This is a genomic window from Pseudomonas ovata (genome assembly GCF_003131185.1).
Taxonomy (GTDB): Bacteria; Pseudomonadota; Gammaproteobacteria; order Pseudomonadales; family Pseudomonadaceae; genus Aquipseudomonas; species Aquipseudomonas ovata.
Map to the genome: position 1 here is coordinate 131,221 of NZ_QFFU01000003.1, position 17,179 is coordinate 148,399.

Below are 17,179 nucleotides of genomic sequence, written 5' to 3' on the forward strand. Positions count from 1 at the left end.
GGCGGCCCGGCCGCGGCTAGACTGGCGAAAGACCGACCTGAGGACGCACACCATGGAACACGTCAGGCATTTCGCGAACTTCGCCCAGTTTTATCCGTATTACCTCGAAGAACACCGCAACAGCACCTGTCGGCGCCTGCACTTTGTCGGCACCAGCCTGGTGATCTTCCTGCTGGCGTTTGGTGTTGGCAGTGGCCGCTGGCAACTGCTGTGGCTGGTGCCGTTGGCAGGCTACGGCTTTGCCTGGGCCGGGCATTACCTGTTCGAACGCAATCGCCCGGCGACGTTCCAGCATCCGCTGTACAGCCTGATGGGCGATTTCGTGATGTTTCGCGACATGCTGCTGGGGCGGGTGCCGTTCTAGACCGGCAGCGCTTCCTGGGCCTGCTGCTTCTGCAGCATCTGCGCGTCCGCCAGACGATACAGCTCGATGCTGCCGTCCAGATGCTCGATCAGCGCTGTGCACGACTCCACCCAGTCCCCGCAATTGAGGTACTCCACCTCGCCCATCTGGCGGATCTCGGCGTGGTGGATGTGCCCGCACACCACGCCGTCGAGCCCGCGCTTGATGCATTCATGGGCAATGGCCTGTTCAAAGTCGCTGATGAAGTTCACCGCACCCTTGACCTTGTGCTTGAGGTAAGCCGACAACGACCAGTAACCATGGCCATAGCGGGCGCGCCAATGGTTGAGCCAGCGGTTCAGGGTCAGGGTGAACTCGTAGGCCGAGTCGCCGAGAAACGCCAGCCAGCGGTGATAGCGGGTAATGACATCGAACTGGTCACCATGAATCACCAGCAGGCGTCGACCATCGGCGGTGGTGTGCACGGCTTCGTCGAGCAGCTTGATATTGCCCAGCACCAGCCTGGAATAACGGCGCAGGAACTCATCGTGGTTGCCGGTGATGTAGATCACCTCGGTGCCGCGCTTGCTCATGGTCAGCAGGCGGCGGATCACGTTGGTGTGCGCCTGGGGCCAGTACATGCCGCTGCGCAGCTTCCAGCCGTCGATGATGTCGCCGACCAGGTAGATTCTGTCGGCCTGATAGCCCTTGAGAAACGCCGACAAGTGCTCGGCCTGGCAATCGCGGGTGCCCAGGTGCACATCGGAAATCCATAGGGTACGCACGTGTTGCTTGCGGCTGGGCCTGGCGAACTGAGCGCTGCTCATGGGCAACCTCCGAGGGGTTTTGCCCAGCGTGCCTGCGCGCAGTGAAGCGCATGTGACATCGCCGTGGCGTTAGCGTGACAGCCGACCGGCGCGCCCACGGTGTAGACTTGCCCGCCCCCCCTCTTCAAGGATAACCATGACTCCACGCACCGCATTGGGCGCCCTGCACCTGGGCGCCATCCTGGTCGGTATGGCCGGTGTGCTCGGCAAACTGGCAGCCACCACGCCGGTCGTCATCGTTTTCGCTCGCGCAGCCTTTGCCGTCCTGGCACTGGGGGCCTTCATCACACTGCTCCAGCGCACCGGCTGGCAACCACTGCAACGCCGTCACCGGTGGCAGATGCTGCTGTCCGGTGTCCTGCTGTGCGTGCACTGGGTGGCCTTTTTCATGGCCATCAAGACTGCCGGCGTGGCCATCGCTACCCTGGGGTTTGCCACCTTTCCAGCCTTTACCGTGGTGCTCGAAGGCTTGCTGTTCAAAGAGAAGATCCACCGCCGGGAAATCATGCTGGTGGGGCTGGTCAGCGCCGGGCTGGTGCTGGTGACCCCGACCTTCGACCTGGCCAGCCAGGCCACCGGCGGTCTGTTATGGGGCGTCTTTTCCGGGCTGACCTTCGCGTTGCTGTCGCTGACCAACCGGGCCAGTGCGGCGCATGTACCGCCCGTGCAGGCGGCGCTGTGCCAGAACCTGGTGGTGATGCTGTGCCTGGTGCCGTTCGCGGTGCCCCAACTGCACAGCCTGCGCGCCATCGACTGGCTGTGGCTGGCGCTGCTCGGGGTGATCTGCACAGGGCTCGCCCATAGCCTGTTTGTCGCCAGCCTGGCGGTGGTCAAGGCCCGCATCGCCGCCGTGGTGTTCGCCATGGAGCCGGTCTATGGCATTGCCCTGGCCTGGCTGGTCTTTGCCGAAGCGCCAACACTGCGCATGCTGGCCGGTGGCGCGTTGATCATCGCCGCCATTCTGCTGTCGGGGCTCAAGCCTGCCGACCAGGCCGCTTCCACTCACTGAGCCGGGCGGTCGTTATGCCCCAGGTCGCGCTCGGGGTCGATGCAATCGCGCACCCGCTGCTTGAGCACCTTGGCCTCGGGAAAACCGCCGTCCAGCTTGCGCTCCCAGATCTGCACCTCATCACAGGTGATGCGAAAAATGCCGCCTGTGCCCGGCTCCAGGCACACCCGCCCCAGATCATCGCCGAAGGTGCTCAACAGTTCCTGGGCCAGCCAGGCCGCGCGCAGCAACCACTGGCACTGGGTGCAATAGGTGATGACAATCTGGGCTTTGGCGGTGCTCATTGCAGGGCTCTCGAAACAAGGTCGATGAAGACCGTCATCATACCGCTTCACCGATAGCCCTCGGCCTTGATGCGCAGAAAGTTGCACAGCCAGCGGTGGATAACCCTGTGGACGGACGTCTGTCGCTCAACACCCTCACGGCCTTCGCGGTGGCGCGCAAAGGCGTGCATAGCCGTGCAGGCTTTTGCGCAATATCAGCTACCTGACTGGTCAAAAAACACTCAATAGAAGGCAATAAAAAACGTAAGACCCTGAATTAAAAGATAAATATTTTACCGGCACAGATCTTGGAATGGCTTATCCATCAGCCATAACCGGTAGATCCGCCATGAGCACCCGCGCCAATCAGCCGACCTTTATCCTCAGCCTGCCCGGCAAGCATGACTTCCAGGTCCTGGCCTTCAAGGGCCATGAAGCCCTCAACCAGCCGTTTCGCTTCGATCTGCAACTGGTCAGCGAACGTCACGATGTGGACCTTGAGGCACTGTTGCATCAGCCGGCATTCCTGCAACTGAGCCCGGCAGGCACCGGTATCCACGGCCAGGTCGAGCGCATCGCCCAGGGTGATCGCGGCCGCAGGCTGAGCCATTATCAGCTCAGCCTGCGGCCCCGGCTGGCCAATCTGGCGTACCGCATCAACCAGCGCATTTTCCAGAACCTCACGGCACCGGACATCATCGGCCAGGTGCTCAAGGACCACGGCATCCTGGCTGATGCCTGGTGCTTCAACCTGGGCAAAGACTGCCCGGTGCGCGACTACTGCGTGCAGTACGACGAGTCGGACCTGCATTTCATCCAGCGCCTGTGTGAAGAAGAAGGCCTGCACTACCACTTCAGGCACAGCCGTGACGGCCATGTGCTGGTGTTCGGCGACGACCAGGCCTTCTTTGCCTCCCTGCCGCCCCTGGCCTATCACCCGGATCAATCGCAGGTTGCCGACGGACCGGTGATCGAGCGCTTCAACCTGCGCCTGGAAACCCGCACCAACCACGTCACCCGCCGCGACTACCACTTCGAAATTCCCAGGGTCGACCTGATCAACAGCGCCGACAGCCAGGCGGTACTGGCGCTTGAGGACTACGACTACCCGGGCCGTTTCGTGCACCGCGACCGTGGCCAGGTGGTCGCACAACGTGCGCTGGAGCGGCATCGCCACGACTACCGCCTGGCCGAAGGCCACAGCAACCAGCCGGGCCTGGTCAGCGGTCATTTTTTGCCGATGACCGAACACCCACAGGCGCAGTACAACCAGCCATGGCTGCTGATCGAAGTGCATCACGAAGGCCGCCAGCCGCAGGTACTGGAAGAGTCGGCCGCGTTCGACGCCAGCGCCGACTTCACCCAGGGCTACCGCAACCGCTTTGTGGCCACCCCTTGGGACACCCTGTACCGTCCGCCGCTGCGCCACCCCAGGCCACGCATTCTCGGCAGCCAGACTGCCAGGGTCACCGGCCCCACCGGGCAAGAGGTCTATTGCGACCGCCATGGGCGGGTCAAGGTGCAATTCCACTGGGACCGCGAAGGTGAACGCAACGAGCGCTCCAGTTGCTGGGTCAGGGTCGCCAGCGGCTGGGCCGGCAATCGCTATGGCGCGGTAAGCCTGCCCCGGGTCGGCATGGAAGTGCTGGTGACCTTTCTCGAAGGCGATCCCGACCAGCCACTGATCAATGGCTGCCTGCACCACAGCGACCACCCGCCTCCCTACGCGCTGCCTGAACACAAGACCCGCAGCGTCTTCAAGAGCCTGAGCAGCCCAGGCGGCCAGGGCTATAACGAACTGCGCATCGAAGACCGTGCCGGTGAAGAGCAGATTTTCATCCATGCCCAGCGCAACTGGGACCAGGAAATCGAAAACGACCAGAGCATCAGTGTCGGCCATGAGCGCCACGACCGGGTCAAGGCCAACAGCTACAGCCATTTCCAGGCCGAGCAACATCGCACCACGGATGCGGCACGCCTCACCGAGGTCAAGGCCGACGATCACCTGACCGTCGGCCAGACCCAGCACATTCGCCTGGGCGTTGCGCAACTGGTCGAGGCCAACAGCGAGATCCACCTCAAGGCCGGGCAAAAGCTGATTCTCGATGCCGGCCAGCACATCACCCTCAAGGCCGGCGGCAGCGTCATGACCCTCGACGCCAGCGGCGTGACCCTCACCGGCGCGGCCATCAAGCTCAACAGCGGCGCCAGCCCCGGCAATGGCACACCGGCGGCCCCCCTGCTGCCCGGCGCAGCACGGCCTGCCGACAGCGACCAGGCCGGCGACCTGCTGCAGCCGGCCCAGCAAGTGACCTTCAAGCGCCACAGCCGCTGCGAAGCGTGTGAAAAAGCCGCTCTGGAGGCCCACCAATGAGCGCCCAGGTCTTTGTACTGATCGACGGTCTGTTGCTGCCCGACGCCCTGAAAACCCTGTATGGCCGCGGCGAAACCCTGGAGATCGACCCGCTCTACCTCGGCACCCGCTGGGACGGCCTCAAGGACAAGGGACCGATCCTGGTCCAGGCCAGCGACCGCCTGCGCGATGAATGGCAGCAGCAAGACCACTGGCAGGCCTGCTCGTGCCTGCTGCACAGCCCGGCACCGCGATCGGCGATCATTGCCCACCTGCGCCACTTCATCTGCCCGCCCGATCATCTGGGCAACGCCAGCCTGCTGCGCTTTGCCGATCCGCTGGTGCTGCACTTCTGGCTGGCCAGCCAGGAGCAGGCGCATCGCAACCGGACGCTTGGCCCGATTGAGCGGGTGCAGGTGGCGAGTCCTCGGCAGCCTTGGCATCCCGAACCGGCCACTGCGATGGCGGGTATCACCACCTTCGCCATCGATGGCGATCCCTACCAATGGCAATCCCGATTTGCGGTGCAAGGCCCGGCCCAGCTTGAAGCCTTCGAGCACGCCTTCGACTTTCTGTTCAAGCGCCGCCTGCATGCCTGGATCACCCGACTCACACCCACCGCCTTTGCCGACCAGCGCCCGGAGCAGATCGATGCCTGGCTCGATGAAGTGCTGCGCAGCGGTCGCGACTGGGGTCTGGTCAGCGAATTCGCCCTGGCCACCTGGGCCGAGTACAGCCACACGCTGGGACGGGACTTCACCACAAGCGCAGGCGGCGACTGGCAGCGGTGGCTGAGCGAGCACCCCACTCCCCTCTGCCCGGCGCCGGAACGGCAACTGGACGCTTTTGACCTCTACCGTGAACGCCGCACGACCCAGGAGCTGACTGATGGAAAACCTTAAACAAGGCACTGTGCGGCAGTGCCGTGCGACCGAATTCGACAAGACACCAGCCACCGGCACCAGCCTGTGCCCTTTCAAGGGCGCCGGCATCGCCATCGTACCGGTGCGCTATGCCCTGGACCGCTCGCGCTACGATCCCAACCCGACGGCCCGCAAACTGTTGCCCAAGACCGGCAAATGGCCCGCCTTGCCATCGATCAGAAGCCGCACCTACACCCTGCGCCAACTCTACGACGGCTACGTCTATGTGTTCGACGAAACCGCCGGCACTTTCCACGAATACGCCTACAGCGCCAGCGACGCCGGCCTGCAACGTATCGTCTGGACCGACGCCCACATGGGCCAGGACATACGCACCGGCAGCGGCGAAGCCCAGCCTTACCTGCTCTACCCGCGCAAGAACACCCTGCACATCGCCTACGCGCCGGTGCAATGGACCTGGCGAATCTGCGAGCACATGCGCTCGCACGAAGACAGCCGGGCGCTGTGGATGAAACGCCTGGACCTGGCCGGTTACTGCATCACCATGAACGAGCCGGGGACCTTGCCGTTGAGCGAGATGACCAAGGCGGTGGCGGATGTCGACCCGGGCTGCATCAATGAAGACCATCGGTTCGCCGACAGCGCCCTGCCCACCATCCAACCGCCGCCTGACCCTGAAAAAACCGGCGCCAAACTGGCCTGGGTGCCTCTGGGCGCCGACGTGCACTGGCTGGGCAGCGTGCCGGACAAGGACAGTGCGCTGTTGATTGCGCTGGACGATCCGTTGGCCATCCTGCAGGACCTGGGCATGCAACTGGCGGGCGATCAGGCTGCTTATCACGCATGGGAGGCCGAGCATGGACACAAGGTCGACATGGCCACGACCGTCACCCACCTGTGTGGCCTGCCCATCGAGCCTGACGAAAAACTGTCCTTTCCGCTCAGGGATGACCCCGTCGCAACCCAACAGTACCTGCTGGATGCGGAACGCTACCTGGAGCAATGCGAACACGAACACTACCTGCTCAGTCCGCCGGCCATCGCCCATGACACCTTTCCCGCGATAGAAATCAAAAGCGATGCCATGCGCCAGCAACTGCTCGACAGGTACGGCCGTGCACCCGGCCCGGCGGATCAGCAAGTGTGGCAGGAGCGCAGCAAATGGCGTCGTGAAGTTGACCTCAAGGCTGCACGGGGTCATCTGCAACGACAAAGCCTGACCAGCGGCTCCTTGTTGCAACAGGTGCGCGATACCCAGGCCGATATCCGCAAGTGGGCCGAACACATCGGCGCAGAACCACAGCAGTTGTTCATCGACACCGGCAACCCCAGGACACTGCTGCACCTGCAAAAGATCATGGTCGAGATCACCACCCTTCTGAATCAGGATCAGAAAGCGATCAGATGGCTCATGGCAGAGGAAAAAAACGCCACCAGCCTGTTCGGCACCCTGCGCTATGGCTTTTCGCTGGGCTTGAAGGACGCGCTGCAACAGCAAGCCGACAAGCTGATCAGCGGCTTCGGCGACATTGCCAACATCGCCACCCGCGCCGGCGAACTCAATAGCGCACTGAACCACGACGGGTTCGCCGAGGCGGCCTGGATGAAAGCCCTCAAGCAACCGGTGCAAGACACGTTCAAGGCACTGCGCACTCTGGCCAGCAGCGCGGCCGATGACGCCGTGCACACCGCACAGAACATCCTGATCGCCCTGCTGCCTGCAGACAGCCAACTGGCTCACGGCAAACAGCAAAGCCTGAGTACCTTGCTGGCCAATCTGCTCATCGGCCAGCTCCTCAACGACTCTCCGGAACGACTGGCCATCGACAAGGAGATTGCAAGAAAACTGCGCGAATGGAAAATCGAGCGCCTGCGCCTGGAGCGTGTCCTCCAAAAAGCACAATTCGCGTGGTTCTACCCCCGTGCGCCCTGGGTACGAAAAGGCCTGACCCACCACGTGCAGGAGAGCGCCGACCGCCTCAAGGCCCATGACCTGAAACTGCCGATGCTGATGGACTTCCAGAACAACCAGTACGCCCGATTGTTCCAGGGACAAATCGCAAACTTCTTCCAGTCGGGCAAGGACATTGCCAAACACTGGCGACAACAGGCCAGACAGTGGAGCCATCAACTGGGATCAACGGCGCCAGCATCAGCTGGAGCGTGATCATGCTCAACTTCATCAATACCGGATTGACGTGGGAGCAAGTCAGCCGCGATGGCGACCTCTCGGCCAAGGACATGGTCAAGGTGGGGTATAACCTGGCGTACAGTTTTAATTTGTTGATGGCGCTGTATGTCGAGGCGCCGTGGGGGGTTATCAAAAATGCGAAACCGGTACAAATAGGCGACTATCAAGTTGGGATACTAGATCGCTCTTCGCGCTATTGGAAAGCGCAGGGGCGTACAGTCTGGGGCGAGACTGTGCGTAGTTTCAAAATAAGACTATTGGCAACGGGAGCCTTTGCAATAGGTGCCGTATTACTGGAGGCTTGGGACATATACGACGACCACCAGCATGCAGCAACCAAGAATGAAAAAATAGTTACACGCATCAAAGGACTGGCTGTTGCTTTAATGGGGCTAGGCGGTGGACTGCAAATCCATGCAGTCGTCAAGACTTCCTCCGTTATGGCCTCCATTGCTATGGGACCTTGGTTTGCGGTGGGGATGCTGGCTGCAGGCGCAATTTACCTTGCAGCTACGCTGCTGCTCAACCACCTCAAACAGGACAACATCGGATCATGGCTTAGAAAATGCGCCTGGTCCCACTCACCTGAATACCGCTTCCCCGCTACACCAGAAGGTCAGAAAGAAGAAAAACGAGCATTACTGGAAATCCAGCTCAGCCCGCAGATCATGGTCAAAAGCACGGTAACGTACCAGCATAGGCAAATGGTGCAATCTTATGTGGTGCAAGCCATACAAAATGGTGCCTGGGTCCAGATTCGCTTTCCCAATGCGCTACGAGGAAAGAGCGTGCTCTTCAACGTCATTGCCAGCAAGCGCCTGCTTGGCATACTGCCTCCCGAAAAGATTGATTCCTCTGTCCAGGCGGAGTTCTTAGACAAAGGCATCTACTACCCTCTTTCGAACTGGGGAAACATTGACAACCAACGCCCACCTGTTGGCTTTTACCCATTCTCTTGCCCTGCCATACCTGAAGAAGAAGACATTATCTGGAGCGTCTGGGTCCCGCTCGATCAGGAAGCCAAATTTCTGGAATTTCAAATCTGGTACCCACAGGACTTACTTCACCCTTCCTCTCAGGACACCGGCTATCTCTACCAGATAAAACTGAGTGAGCAAGGCGCCAGTAGCTCCGATGGACTGAGCAAAACAGAACTGAATATAAGAGATGAAAGCAAGAAGGAGGCAACACAACTTTTCATAATCCCATAATCAAACACACCCCTAGAGCCCATGCTCAATCACACCTCCGGACAAGGTTACCAGCCTCGTCCGGCAGGTACTTATCAAGCTGGAAAAACATAATCATACTCAGAGCCTGACAATGAAGACCCCCTTTCTAAACACCGAAAACATTGAAGCAACAGACATCTCCAACACCCACCACAGCATCATGAAGTGGTCTATAAAAACATCAACCCACCCCCCTCAACCAAGCGTGAAATATACATTATCTTCTTAGGCATACCATTAGCGATTTGCATCTATATTACATGGAGAATGCGAAACAGCCTCATTGAAGACTTCGACCTATGGCTAAGCCTTTGCTTATCCCTAATGATTCTTGGCTCACTTCCTGTCGCCCTGTTAATGCAAAAAACTGCTTTTGATTACATCATTCATCCTGACCGGGGCGAGGTTGAACATCAACTTTACTTCCCCAGTTTTGCAGGGGGCCTTTTTAAAGGAGTCGCAACAGTCGCTATTCTTATGTTCGTCGGCGCTGCCATTCTCACAGGTTCCTTGCTCTTCCTGTTTGGTCCTGCCGCCGTTGCAGTCGGCTCAGCCATGAAGCTGATGAACTGGGAAAAACCTCCTGTCGAGAAAGAAAAGAGCATGCCATGGCGCAACCACCACTTTGTGACAGTCGATCGAAAATACCTGATCATCGTGGTACATACCACTGACATTACTACCGGATTCAAAGCCCGCTTCCCCAACACAGAGCTATTTGAGCAATACCTTGCCTTTTTATATACCGCTGTCGCGCCAAACGCAGAATTTACTGAAAAAGTCTGGGAGTGGTGAGATGCACAACAATAAAGAAAAACCCCCTCATTGCGACGCCGTACGCTTTTGCTGGTCCATCAAGGTATCAAGAGCCACCCCTTCAGACAGGCAGATGATATATGGACTTTTCTGGGGCATCCCCTTGATCGTATGCCTTATAACAACCTGGAACATGTGGGGATCCATCGCTGAAAACCTGGACACTTGGTTAATGATCTGCGTCTCCATGATGCTCATAGGGCTATCCTTCGTGGCCATGATGCTGCAAAAAACCGCCTTCAACTATAAAATTTATGCCCATCAAGGCGAGGTTGATTATCAGCTGTATTTCCCCGACTTCGCAGGCGGTCTTTTCAAAGGAATCGCAACAGTCATTATTCTCATGTTCGTCGGCGCTGCCCTGCTCACAGGCTCCTTGCTCTTCCTGTTTGCCCCCGCCGCCGTTGCAGTCGGTTCAGCCATAAAACTAATGAATTGGGAAAAGCCCGCTCCAACGCATGAGGTAAGCATGCCATGGAGCGATCACTATTTCGTTACCGTCGACCGTAAATACCTGATCATCGTTGCACACCACACAGACACCACCATTGGTTTCAAGGCACGCTTTTCTGATAAGGCGCTCTTTGACCAGTACCTGGCCTTTTTACGTACTGTCGTCGCCCCGCATGCAGAGTTCACTGAAAAAGTCTGGGAGTGGTGAGATGAACTAAAAAACTGAAATCTGGCGATTGAAACGAAATCAATCATGAAGACCTCAAGGCTCACATACAGATTTACCAACCTTCTCCAACAGACACCCATCGACCCGGAAAAACATAAACTCACACTCAAAGATCCGACAATGAAGCCACCAAATATAAACACCGAAAACATTGAAGCACCAGACATCTCCAACACCCACCACAGCATCATGAAGTGGTCTATAAAAACATCCACCCACCCCCCCTCAACCAAGCGTGAAATACACATTATCTTCTTAGGCATACCATTAGCGATTTGCATGTATATTACATGGAGAATGCGGAACAGCCTCATTGAAGACTTCGACCTATGGCCAACCCTTTGCTTATCCCTAATGATTCTTGGCTCACTTCCTGTCGCCCTGTTGATGCAAAAAACTGCTTTTGATTACATCATTCATCCTGACCGGGGCGAGGTTGAACATCAACTTTACTTCCCCAATTTTGCAGGGGGCTTTTTTAAAGGGTTCGCAACAGTCGCTATTCTTATGTTCGTCGGCGCCGCCCTGCTCACAGGCTCCTTGCTCTTCCTGTTTGGCCCCGCCGCCGTTGCAGCCGGCTCAGCCATGAAGCTGATGAACTGGGAAAAACCACCCGTTGAATACGAAAAAAGCATGCCGTGGCACTACTACAACTTCGTCACGGTGGACCGCAAATACCGGGTCACCGTCATCCATTGCACCGATGTGACGCTGGGCTTCGAAGCCCGCTTCCCCAATAAAGAACTATTTGAAAAATACCTAGCCTTCCTTCGCACCGCGCTTCCATCCTCCGCAACATTTACTGAAACGGTCTGGAGGTGGTGATATGAACTCAAGGAAAACCCAACACCCTAAAACAACAAAACATCCAGCTATAAAATCCACCCTGATGAAATGGAGCATCAAAGCTATCAACCAGTCACCCAGTGACATTCGCGCTGCATTTTACTTCTGTTTCGGCACACCCATAATTTGCATAAGCGGTCTGTCGTGGTGGTTGTGGCCCGAAATGGAAATCATGTTTGGTTTTTGGTTAGGCCTGTGCATGGCAACCATCGTTTTCCCTATGATATTCCTAGCCATTCTTCGACAAAAAACTGTATTCAACTATAAAATCCAACTCGACTACGGCGAGGTGGAACACCAACTCTACTTCCCTGACTTTGCCAGCGATCTGTTTCAGGGCCTTGCCGCTTTTGCCATTCTGATCTTCGTCGGCGTCGCCCTGCTCACGGGCTCTCTGCTCTTCTTGCTCGGCCCTGCCGCGATTGCTGTAGGCTCAGCCATGACATTGATGAATTGGGAGAAGCCACCTGTCGTCTATGAAAGAAGCATGTCATGGAACGACCACGACTTCGTTACCGTCGACCGTAAATACCTGATCATCGTTGCACACCACACAGACACCACCATTGGTTTCAAGGCACGCTTTCCTGACAAGGCGCTCTTTGAGCAGTACCTGGCCTTTTTACGTACCGTCGTCGCCCCGCATGCAGAGTTCACTGAAAAAGTCTGGGAGTGGTGAGATGCGCAGTACCCAGCATAAAGAAAAAAACCACAAAATACATATATTCCAATGGACTACAAAAACCGTTAACCAACCACGAAGTGATATTCATGGTGCATTTTACTTCTGTTTCGGCACACCCATAATTTGCATAAGCGGTCTGACGTGGTGGCTGTGGCCCGAAATGGAAATCATGTTTGGTTTTTGGTTAGGCCTGTGCATGGCAACGATCGTTTCCCCTATGATATTCCTGGCCATTCTCCGACAAAAAACTGTGTTCAACTATAAAATCCAAGCCGACTACGGCGAGGTGGAACATCAACTCTACTTTCCTGACTTCGCCAGCGATCTGTTTCAGGGCATTGCCGCTTTTGCCATTCTGATCTTCGTCGGCGTCGCCCTGCTCACAGGCTCTCTGCTCTTTTTGTTCGGTCCCGCCGCGATTGCAGCAGGGGCCGCCATGCAACTGATGAATTGGGAAAAACCCCCGGTCGAGCATGAAAAAAGCCTGCCATGGAGTGAGTACAACTTCGTTACGGTGGATCGAAAATATCAGGTTATCGTCACCCATCGCACGATGCTGAATCTGGGCTTCGAAGCCCGCTTCCCCAACAAAGAACTGTTCGAGCAATACCTCGCCTTCCTGCGCACCGCCCTCCCACCCTCCGCCACATTCACCGAAACGGTCTGGAAATGGTAAAGCCAACCGTCTTTACCTCAACGCGCATTGCCCACTCGCCGCAAGGCATTGAGCGTCGGGTCTTGCGCCGATACCGCAGCCACCTCATCACCGCCTACCTTCACCCCCAACAACCCCAGCAACCGCGCCCGAATCGCCTGGAAGCCCGGCTGGCTGCTGTCGCGCTGGCGGGGCAGGTCGATGGGGATCTGGTCGGCGATCTTGCCGTGGGCCAGGACGATTACACGGTCGGCCAGCAGGATGGCTTCGTCGACGTCGTGGGTGACCAGCAGCACGGCCGGGGTGTGTTTGCGCCACAGGTCGATGATCAACTGGTGCATGCGGATGCGGGTCAGTGCGTCCAGGGCGGCGAAGGGTTCGTCGAGCAGCAGCAGTTGCGGTTCGCGCACCAGGGCGCGGGCCAGGGCGACGCGCTGGGCTTCACCGCCGGAGAGGGTCGCCGGGAAGGCGTCGATGCGGTGGGCCAGGCCGACTTCAGTCAGGGCCGCTTCGGCGCGGGCCCTGGCGTCGGCGCTGCGCACGCCGAGCATGACGTTTTTCCAGGCGCGCTTCCAGGGCATCAGCCGGGGCTCCTGGAATACGGCGGCGCGGGCGCGGGGCACGCGCAGTTCGCCGCCTTCGATGCTGTCCAGCCCGGCCAGGCTGCGCAGCAAGGTGGTCTTGCCCGAGCCGCTGGCGCCCAGCAGTGCGACGAATTCGCCGCTGCCGATGTCCAGGTGCAGGTTGTCGATTACCCGCTGGTCGCCGAACTGGCGCACCACGTTGCGCAGTTGCACCGCCGCCGGCAAGGCAGGGCTGGCGGCCGCGTGAGGGGTTACCGGGTCCAGCACATTGATTGCACTCATGTTCAGTTCCTCACGAAAGTGGGCCGCCAGGCCAGGGCGTGGCGCTCCAGCGTGCGGATAAGGCCGTCGATCAACAGGCCCAGGACGCTGTAGATCAGCAGGCAGATGACAATCACATCCGTGCGCATGAAGTCGCGCGCATCGCTGGCCAGAAAGCCGATGCCGACCGTGGTGTTGATCTGCTCGACGAACACCAGCGCCAGCCAGGAAATGCCCAGTGCATAGCGCAAGCCGACGAAGAACGAAGGCAAGGCGCCCGGCAGGATGACGTGCCAGATCAGTTCGCGGCGGCTCAGACCGAGGGTGTTGGCAGCCTCGATCAGTTTCGGGTCGATGTTGCGGATGCCGGAAAACAGGTTCAGGTACACCGGAAAGGTGGTGCCGGTGACGATCAGCGCGACCTTGGTGAATTCGCCGATGCCGAACCAGAGAATGAACAGCGGCACCAGGGCCAGCGAGGGAATGGTGCGCAGCATCTGCATCGGCGAGTCGAGAATCACCTCGCCGCGCCTGGACAGGCCGGTGAACAGCGCCGCGGCCACCCCGATGGTCACGCCAATGCTCAGGCCCAGCAAGGCACGCTGCAGGGACACCCATAAGTGCCCGGCCAGCTCGCCAGAGGCGATCATTGCCCAGAGCGTACCGCCGATCTGCGAGGGCGCGGCGATGACGCGACTGGGCAACAGGCCGGTCTGCGAAGCCAGCTCCCAGAGCAGCAGCAGGGCCAGCGGGCTGAGCAGGCGCACCAGAAAAGCCGGCACCTGCCACTGACGTGCCTGAGGCGTGCCGGCCTTGCCCGGGTCAGGTTTGCTGATCGTCAGAAAGCCGGCATTACCAGGTTCAAGGGTCTTTTCGGGCACAGGCACCTCCTTGGCGAGCCACCCGGAAACCAGCATCCGGGCAGGTAAAGCCCCATGCTAGGCGCATAAAAAAACGCCGTGAAATGCTATTTGGAAATAACCTAATCGTTAAAAAATACTGATCATAATAAATTTTTATAATGCGTATTTTTAATATTAACTTAGATCCAATCGGCATTTCACAGCCGCCCTGCCCGCCCCTTAAGGTGCCTGCCACGCGTCCGGGCCATCTGCGCCCTGACTTGCCTCTCACCCAGGATCCACGGCAGGAGATTTCATGAGCATTGAATTCATCGGTTACATCGGCACCCAGCCCGGTTCGGAAATTCACCCGCGCAGCGGCCCGGCCATTCAGCCGGAGTACGTGGCCAAAGTGGCCAGGGCGCATGAAGAGGCAGGCTTTGACCGGGCGCTGATCGCCTACCACTCCAGCAGCCCGGACAGTGCGTTCGTGGCCGCGCATGCGGCCAGCCTGACCACGCGCCTGAAGTTTCTGATTGCCCACCGTCCAGGCTTTATCGCCCCGACCGTGGCGGCGCGGCAGTTCGCCACGCTCGACACCTTCAATGGCGGACGCACCGCCGTGCACATCATCACCGGCGGCAACGATCAGGAGTTGCGCGCCGATGGCAGCCATATCGACAAGGATGCACGCTATGCCCGTACCGATGAATACCTGAGTGTGCTGCGCCAGGAGTGGACCGCCGAGGCGCCGTTCGATTATCAGGGCGAGTACTACCACGTCGAGGGCGCGCACTCGCACGTCAAGTCGCCGCAGCAGCCGCATATCCCGCTGTACTTTGGCGGCTCGTCGGCGGCGGCCATTGCGGTGGCTGGCAAGCATGCCGATGTCTACGCCTTGTGGGGTGAAACCTATGAGCAAGTGCGCGAGGTGGTCCGGCAGGTGCGCGTAGAAGCGGCCAGACATGGTCGCACCGTTCGCTTCAGCCTGTCGCTGCGCCCGATCCTGGCCGAGACCGAGGCGCAGGCCTGGGCCCGTGCCGACAGCATTCTGGAACGTGCCAAGGCGCTGGCCCAGAGCAATGGTTTTGTGCGCCAGGAGCCGCCAAACGAGGGCTCGCGCCGATTGCTGGCGGCCGCGGCTCAGGGAACGCGCCTGGACAAGCGCTTGTGGACCGGCATCGCCGGGTTGCTGGGCGCGCAGGGCAATTCCACGTCACTGGTCGGCACCCCGGAACAGGTGGCCGACGCCTTGCTGGACTATTACGACCTGGGGATCACCACCTTCCTGATTCGCGGCTTCGACCCGCTGGAGGACGCCATCGACTACGGCCGCCAACTGATCCCGCTGACCCGCGAGCGGGTAGCACAACGTGAGCGCGAAGCACGCGAAAAGGTCGCCTGACCTGCACGGCACAACGGTCCTGGCGTAGGAGCGCGCTTGCCGGAATGCCGGACCACCGCGACCGAGTGCGTTAGCGCTCGCAAAAATTGTATAGACGCTGAAAATTTACGACTGCTAACGCAGCCGGTCGCGGGCAAGCGCGCTCCTACCTGGCGCCAGGTTCGCGGCGCTTCAAGGCGGCAGTCGCGCAGTGATCAAACTCACGCCGCTGCCGACACCCGCTTGAGCGATTGCGCCACCAGGCTGCCGAAGGCCTGGACCGGCGCTTGCAGGTTGCCCAAAAAGCGCGGGTACACCAGCCACAGATCCATCACCGGTTTGAAGTCTTTCAGCGGCATGATTGCCAGTTGCTCGCGGTAGGCGCTGCGCTCCAGCAAGGGGCGCGGCACCAGGCCCAGGCCCATGCCGTCGGCCACCAGCCCCAGTTGCAGTTCGGTGCCGAAGGTTTCCAGGTTGACCTTAAGCCCCAGACCCTGGTCGGACAGCGTGCGCTGCAGGCCGGCGCGGAAGCCGCAACCGTCGGGGTTGAGCACCCAGCCCTGTTGATAGCAATCAGACAGCTTGCCGGGCTTTTTCGGCAGCGCATCGCGGGCACAGACCACCACCAGTTCGACCTTGCCGATCGACTCGCCCAGGATGTTGTCCGGAAAGATCTTGCCGGCCGGAAACAGGGCGGCAGCGGCATCCAGCTCGCCGTTTTCAATCTTGCCGATCAAGTGGCTGCCCCAGCCGGTCACCACCTGGGCGCGCAGGTCGGGAAAGGTGCCGCGCAGTTGCTTGAGCGCATCGAGCAGCACCACATCGCCAATGGTCTGCGGCACGCCCAGGCGCAACTGGCCGCTGGGCGGCGTGTCGCTGGCGACCAGTTCCCGCAGTGCATCCATCTCGCGGAGGATCGCCAGGCACTTCTGGTACACCTGATTGCCCATGGGCGTCGGTTTGAGCGGCTTGGTGTTGCGGTCGAATAGCTCGACCCCCAGTGCCTGCTCGAAATTCTGCACGCGCCGGGTGATGGCCGGCTGGGTGAGTTCCAGCGACTCGGCGGCATGGCTGATCGACTGACAGCGGATCACCGCGACGAAGGCATCGATATCATCAATTTTCATTCGAACCGCACATAAAGGCATAAAAGGAACATAGGCAAAAAGCATAGTGCGATTCAGCGTTTCTGGATAGCCCGGGTACAACCTGTCGGGGCCTGCATTTTTAACCCCCTCTATGCCTTACTGAAGCCATTCATTCGTTGGCAAAGAGCATTTGGCTATAAGCTAATCATGAAAAAATAGCATATTATCCATGCC

At 59.1% G+C, this 17,179-nt stretch carries 17 protein-coding genes; 12 read left to right on the plus strand and 5 right to left on the minus strand.

Annotated features, from left to right (window positions below; genetic code table 11):
* Positions 1 to 52: 52 nt before the first annotated feature.
* Positions 53 to 364, plus strand: a complete 312-nt coding sequence (locus tag DGA31_RS05970; RefSeq protein WP_056838479.1) for an Mpo1-like protein — start codon at positions 53 to 55, stop codon at positions 362 to 364.
* On the opposite strand, the gene DGA31_RS05975 is transcribed toward DGA31_RS05970, so the two are convergent.
* Entirely contained in the window at positions 361 to 1,170 is an 810-nt protein-coding gene (locus tag DGA31_RS05975; protein WP_109511916.1) for a UDP-2,3-diacylglucosamine diphosphatase, read from the minus strand. The two genes, DGA31_RS05970 and DGA31_RS05975, sit on opposite strands and share 4 nt — an antisense overlap.
* Before the next feature lie 136 nt (positions 1,171 to 1,306).
* Here DGA31_RS05975 and DGA31_RS05980 point away from each other — a divergent pair, with 136 nt between their 5' ends.
* Positions 1,307 to 2,179 (plus strand): DMT family transporter, encoded by an 873-nt coding sequence (locus DGA31_RS05980; RefSeq protein WP_056838476.1) that lies wholly within the window; start codon positions 1,307 to 1,309, stop codon positions 2,177 to 2,179.
* On the opposite strand, the gene DGA31_RS05985 is transcribed toward DGA31_RS05980, so the two are convergent.
* A complete protein-coding gene (locus tag DGA31_RS05985) occupies positions 2,173 to 2,463 on the minus strand; it encodes an Rdx family protein (RefSeq protein ID WP_056838474.1) in 291 nt (96 codons plus the stop codon). The genes DGA31_RS05980 and DGA31_RS05985 overlap by 7 nt on opposite strands.
* A 328-nt stretch (positions 2,464 to 2,791) precedes the next feature.
* Between DGA31_RS05985 and DGA31_RS05990 the strand changes: the two genes are divergently transcribed.
* The 9 genes from DGA31_RS05990 to DGA31_RS06025 all read left to right on the plus strand — a co-directional run bounded on the left by DGA31_RS05990 (position 2,792) and on the right by DGA31_RS06025 (position 12,807).
* The gene (locus DGA31_RS05990) at positions 2,792 to 4,816 is read left to right on the plus strand and encodes a type VI secretion system Vgr family protein (RefSeq protein ID WP_109511917.1); all 2,025 of its coding nucleotides are present in this window, start codon (positions 2,792 to 2,794) and stop codon (positions 4,814 to 4,816) included.
* Positions 4,813 to 5,697 (plus strand): DUF4123 domain-containing protein, encoded by an 885-nt coding sequence (locus DGA31_RS05995; protein WP_109511918.1) that lies wholly within the window; start codon positions 4,813 to 4,815, stop codon positions 5,695 to 5,697. The genes DGA31_RS05990 and DGA31_RS05995 overlap by 4 nt, the downstream gene beginning before the upstream one ends.
* Positions 5,684 to 7,846 (plus strand): toxin VasX, encoded by a 2,163-nt coding sequence (locus DGA31_RS30535; protein WP_338322855.1) that lies wholly within the window; start codon positions 5,684 to 5,686, stop codon positions 7,844 to 7,846. The genes DGA31_RS05995 and DGA31_RS30535 overlap by 14 nt, the downstream gene beginning before the upstream one ends.
* Positions 7,847 to 7,848: 2 nt before the next feature.
* On the plus strand, positions 7,849 to 9,081 hold the full coding sequence (locus DGA31_RS30540) for a hypothetical protein (RefSeq protein WP_338322856.1): 1,233 nt from the start codon (positions 7,849 to 7,851) through the stop codon (positions 9,079 to 9,081).
* Positions 9,082 to 9,267: 186 nt separating this feature from the next.
* Entirely contained in the window at positions 9,268 to 9,897 is a 630-nt protein-coding gene (locus tag DGA31_RS06005; RefSeq protein ID WP_241509532.1) for a permease, read from the plus strand.
* A gap of 1 nt (position 9,898) precedes the next feature.
* Complete coding sequence (locus DGA31_RS06010; RefSeq protein WP_241509533.1) at positions 9,899 to 10,579, plus strand: permease; 681 nt, start codon at positions 9,899 to 9,901, stop codon at positions 10,577 to 10,579.
* A 45-nt stretch (positions 10,580 to 10,624) separates the two neighbouring features.
* A complete protein-coding gene (locus DGA31_RS06015; protein ID WP_109511921.1) occupies positions 10,625 to 11,425 on the plus strand; it encodes a permease in 801 nt (266 codons plus the stop codon).
* Between the two features lies 1 nt (position 11,426).
* Positions 11,427 to 12,125 carry a permease gene (locus DGA31_RS06020; RefSeq protein ID WP_109511922.1) on the plus strand — a complete coding sequence of 233 codons (699 nt, stop codon included), beginning with the start codon at positions 11,427 to 11,429 and terminating at the stop codon, positions 12,123 to 12,125.
* Between the two features lies 1 nt (position 12,126).
* On the plus strand, positions 12,127 to 12,807 hold the full coding sequence (locus DGA31_RS06025; RefSeq protein WP_152034998.1) for a permease: 681 nt from the start codon (positions 12,127 to 12,129) through the stop codon (positions 12,805 to 12,807).
* Between the two features lie 17 nt (positions 12,808 to 12,824).
* Here DGA31_RS06025 and DGA31_RS06030 read toward each other — a convergent pair whose 3' ends face one another.
* Together DGA31_RS06030 and DGA31_RS06035 are read right to left on the minus strand one after the other, a co-directional pair.
* The gene (locus DGA31_RS06030; RefSeq protein ID WP_056838462.1) at positions 12,825 to 13,652 is read right to left on the minus strand and encodes an ABC transporter ATP-binding protein; all 828 of its coding nucleotides are present in this window, start codon (positions 13,650 to 13,652) and stop codon (positions 12,825 to 12,827) included.
* Positions 13,653 to 13,654: 2 nt separating this feature from the next.
* Positions 13,655 to 14,512: an ABC transporter permease gene (locus DGA31_RS06035; protein WP_109511924.1), complete on the minus strand. Its 858-nt coding sequence runs from the start codon at positions 14,510 to 14,512 to the stop codon at positions 13,655 to 13,657.
* Positions 14,513 to 14,789: 277 nt separating this feature from the next.
* Here DGA31_RS06035 and DGA31_RS06040 point away from each other — a divergent pair, with 277 nt between their 5' ends.
* Positions 14,790 to 15,878 (plus strand): LLM class flavin-dependent oxidoreductase, encoded by a 1,089-nt coding sequence (locus DGA31_RS06040; protein WP_109511925.1) that lies wholly within the window; start codon positions 14,790 to 14,792, stop codon positions 15,876 to 15,878.
* Positions 15,879 to 16,078: 200 nt separating this feature from the next.
* On the opposite strand, the gene DGA31_RS06045 is transcribed toward DGA31_RS06040, so the two are convergent.
* Complete coding sequence (locus DGA31_RS06045; RefSeq protein WP_056838456.1) at positions 16,079 to 16,984, minus strand: LysR family transcriptional regulator; 906 nt, start codon at positions 16,982 to 16,984, stop codon at positions 16,079 to 16,081.
* Positions 16,985 to 17,179: the final 195 nt, after the last annotated feature.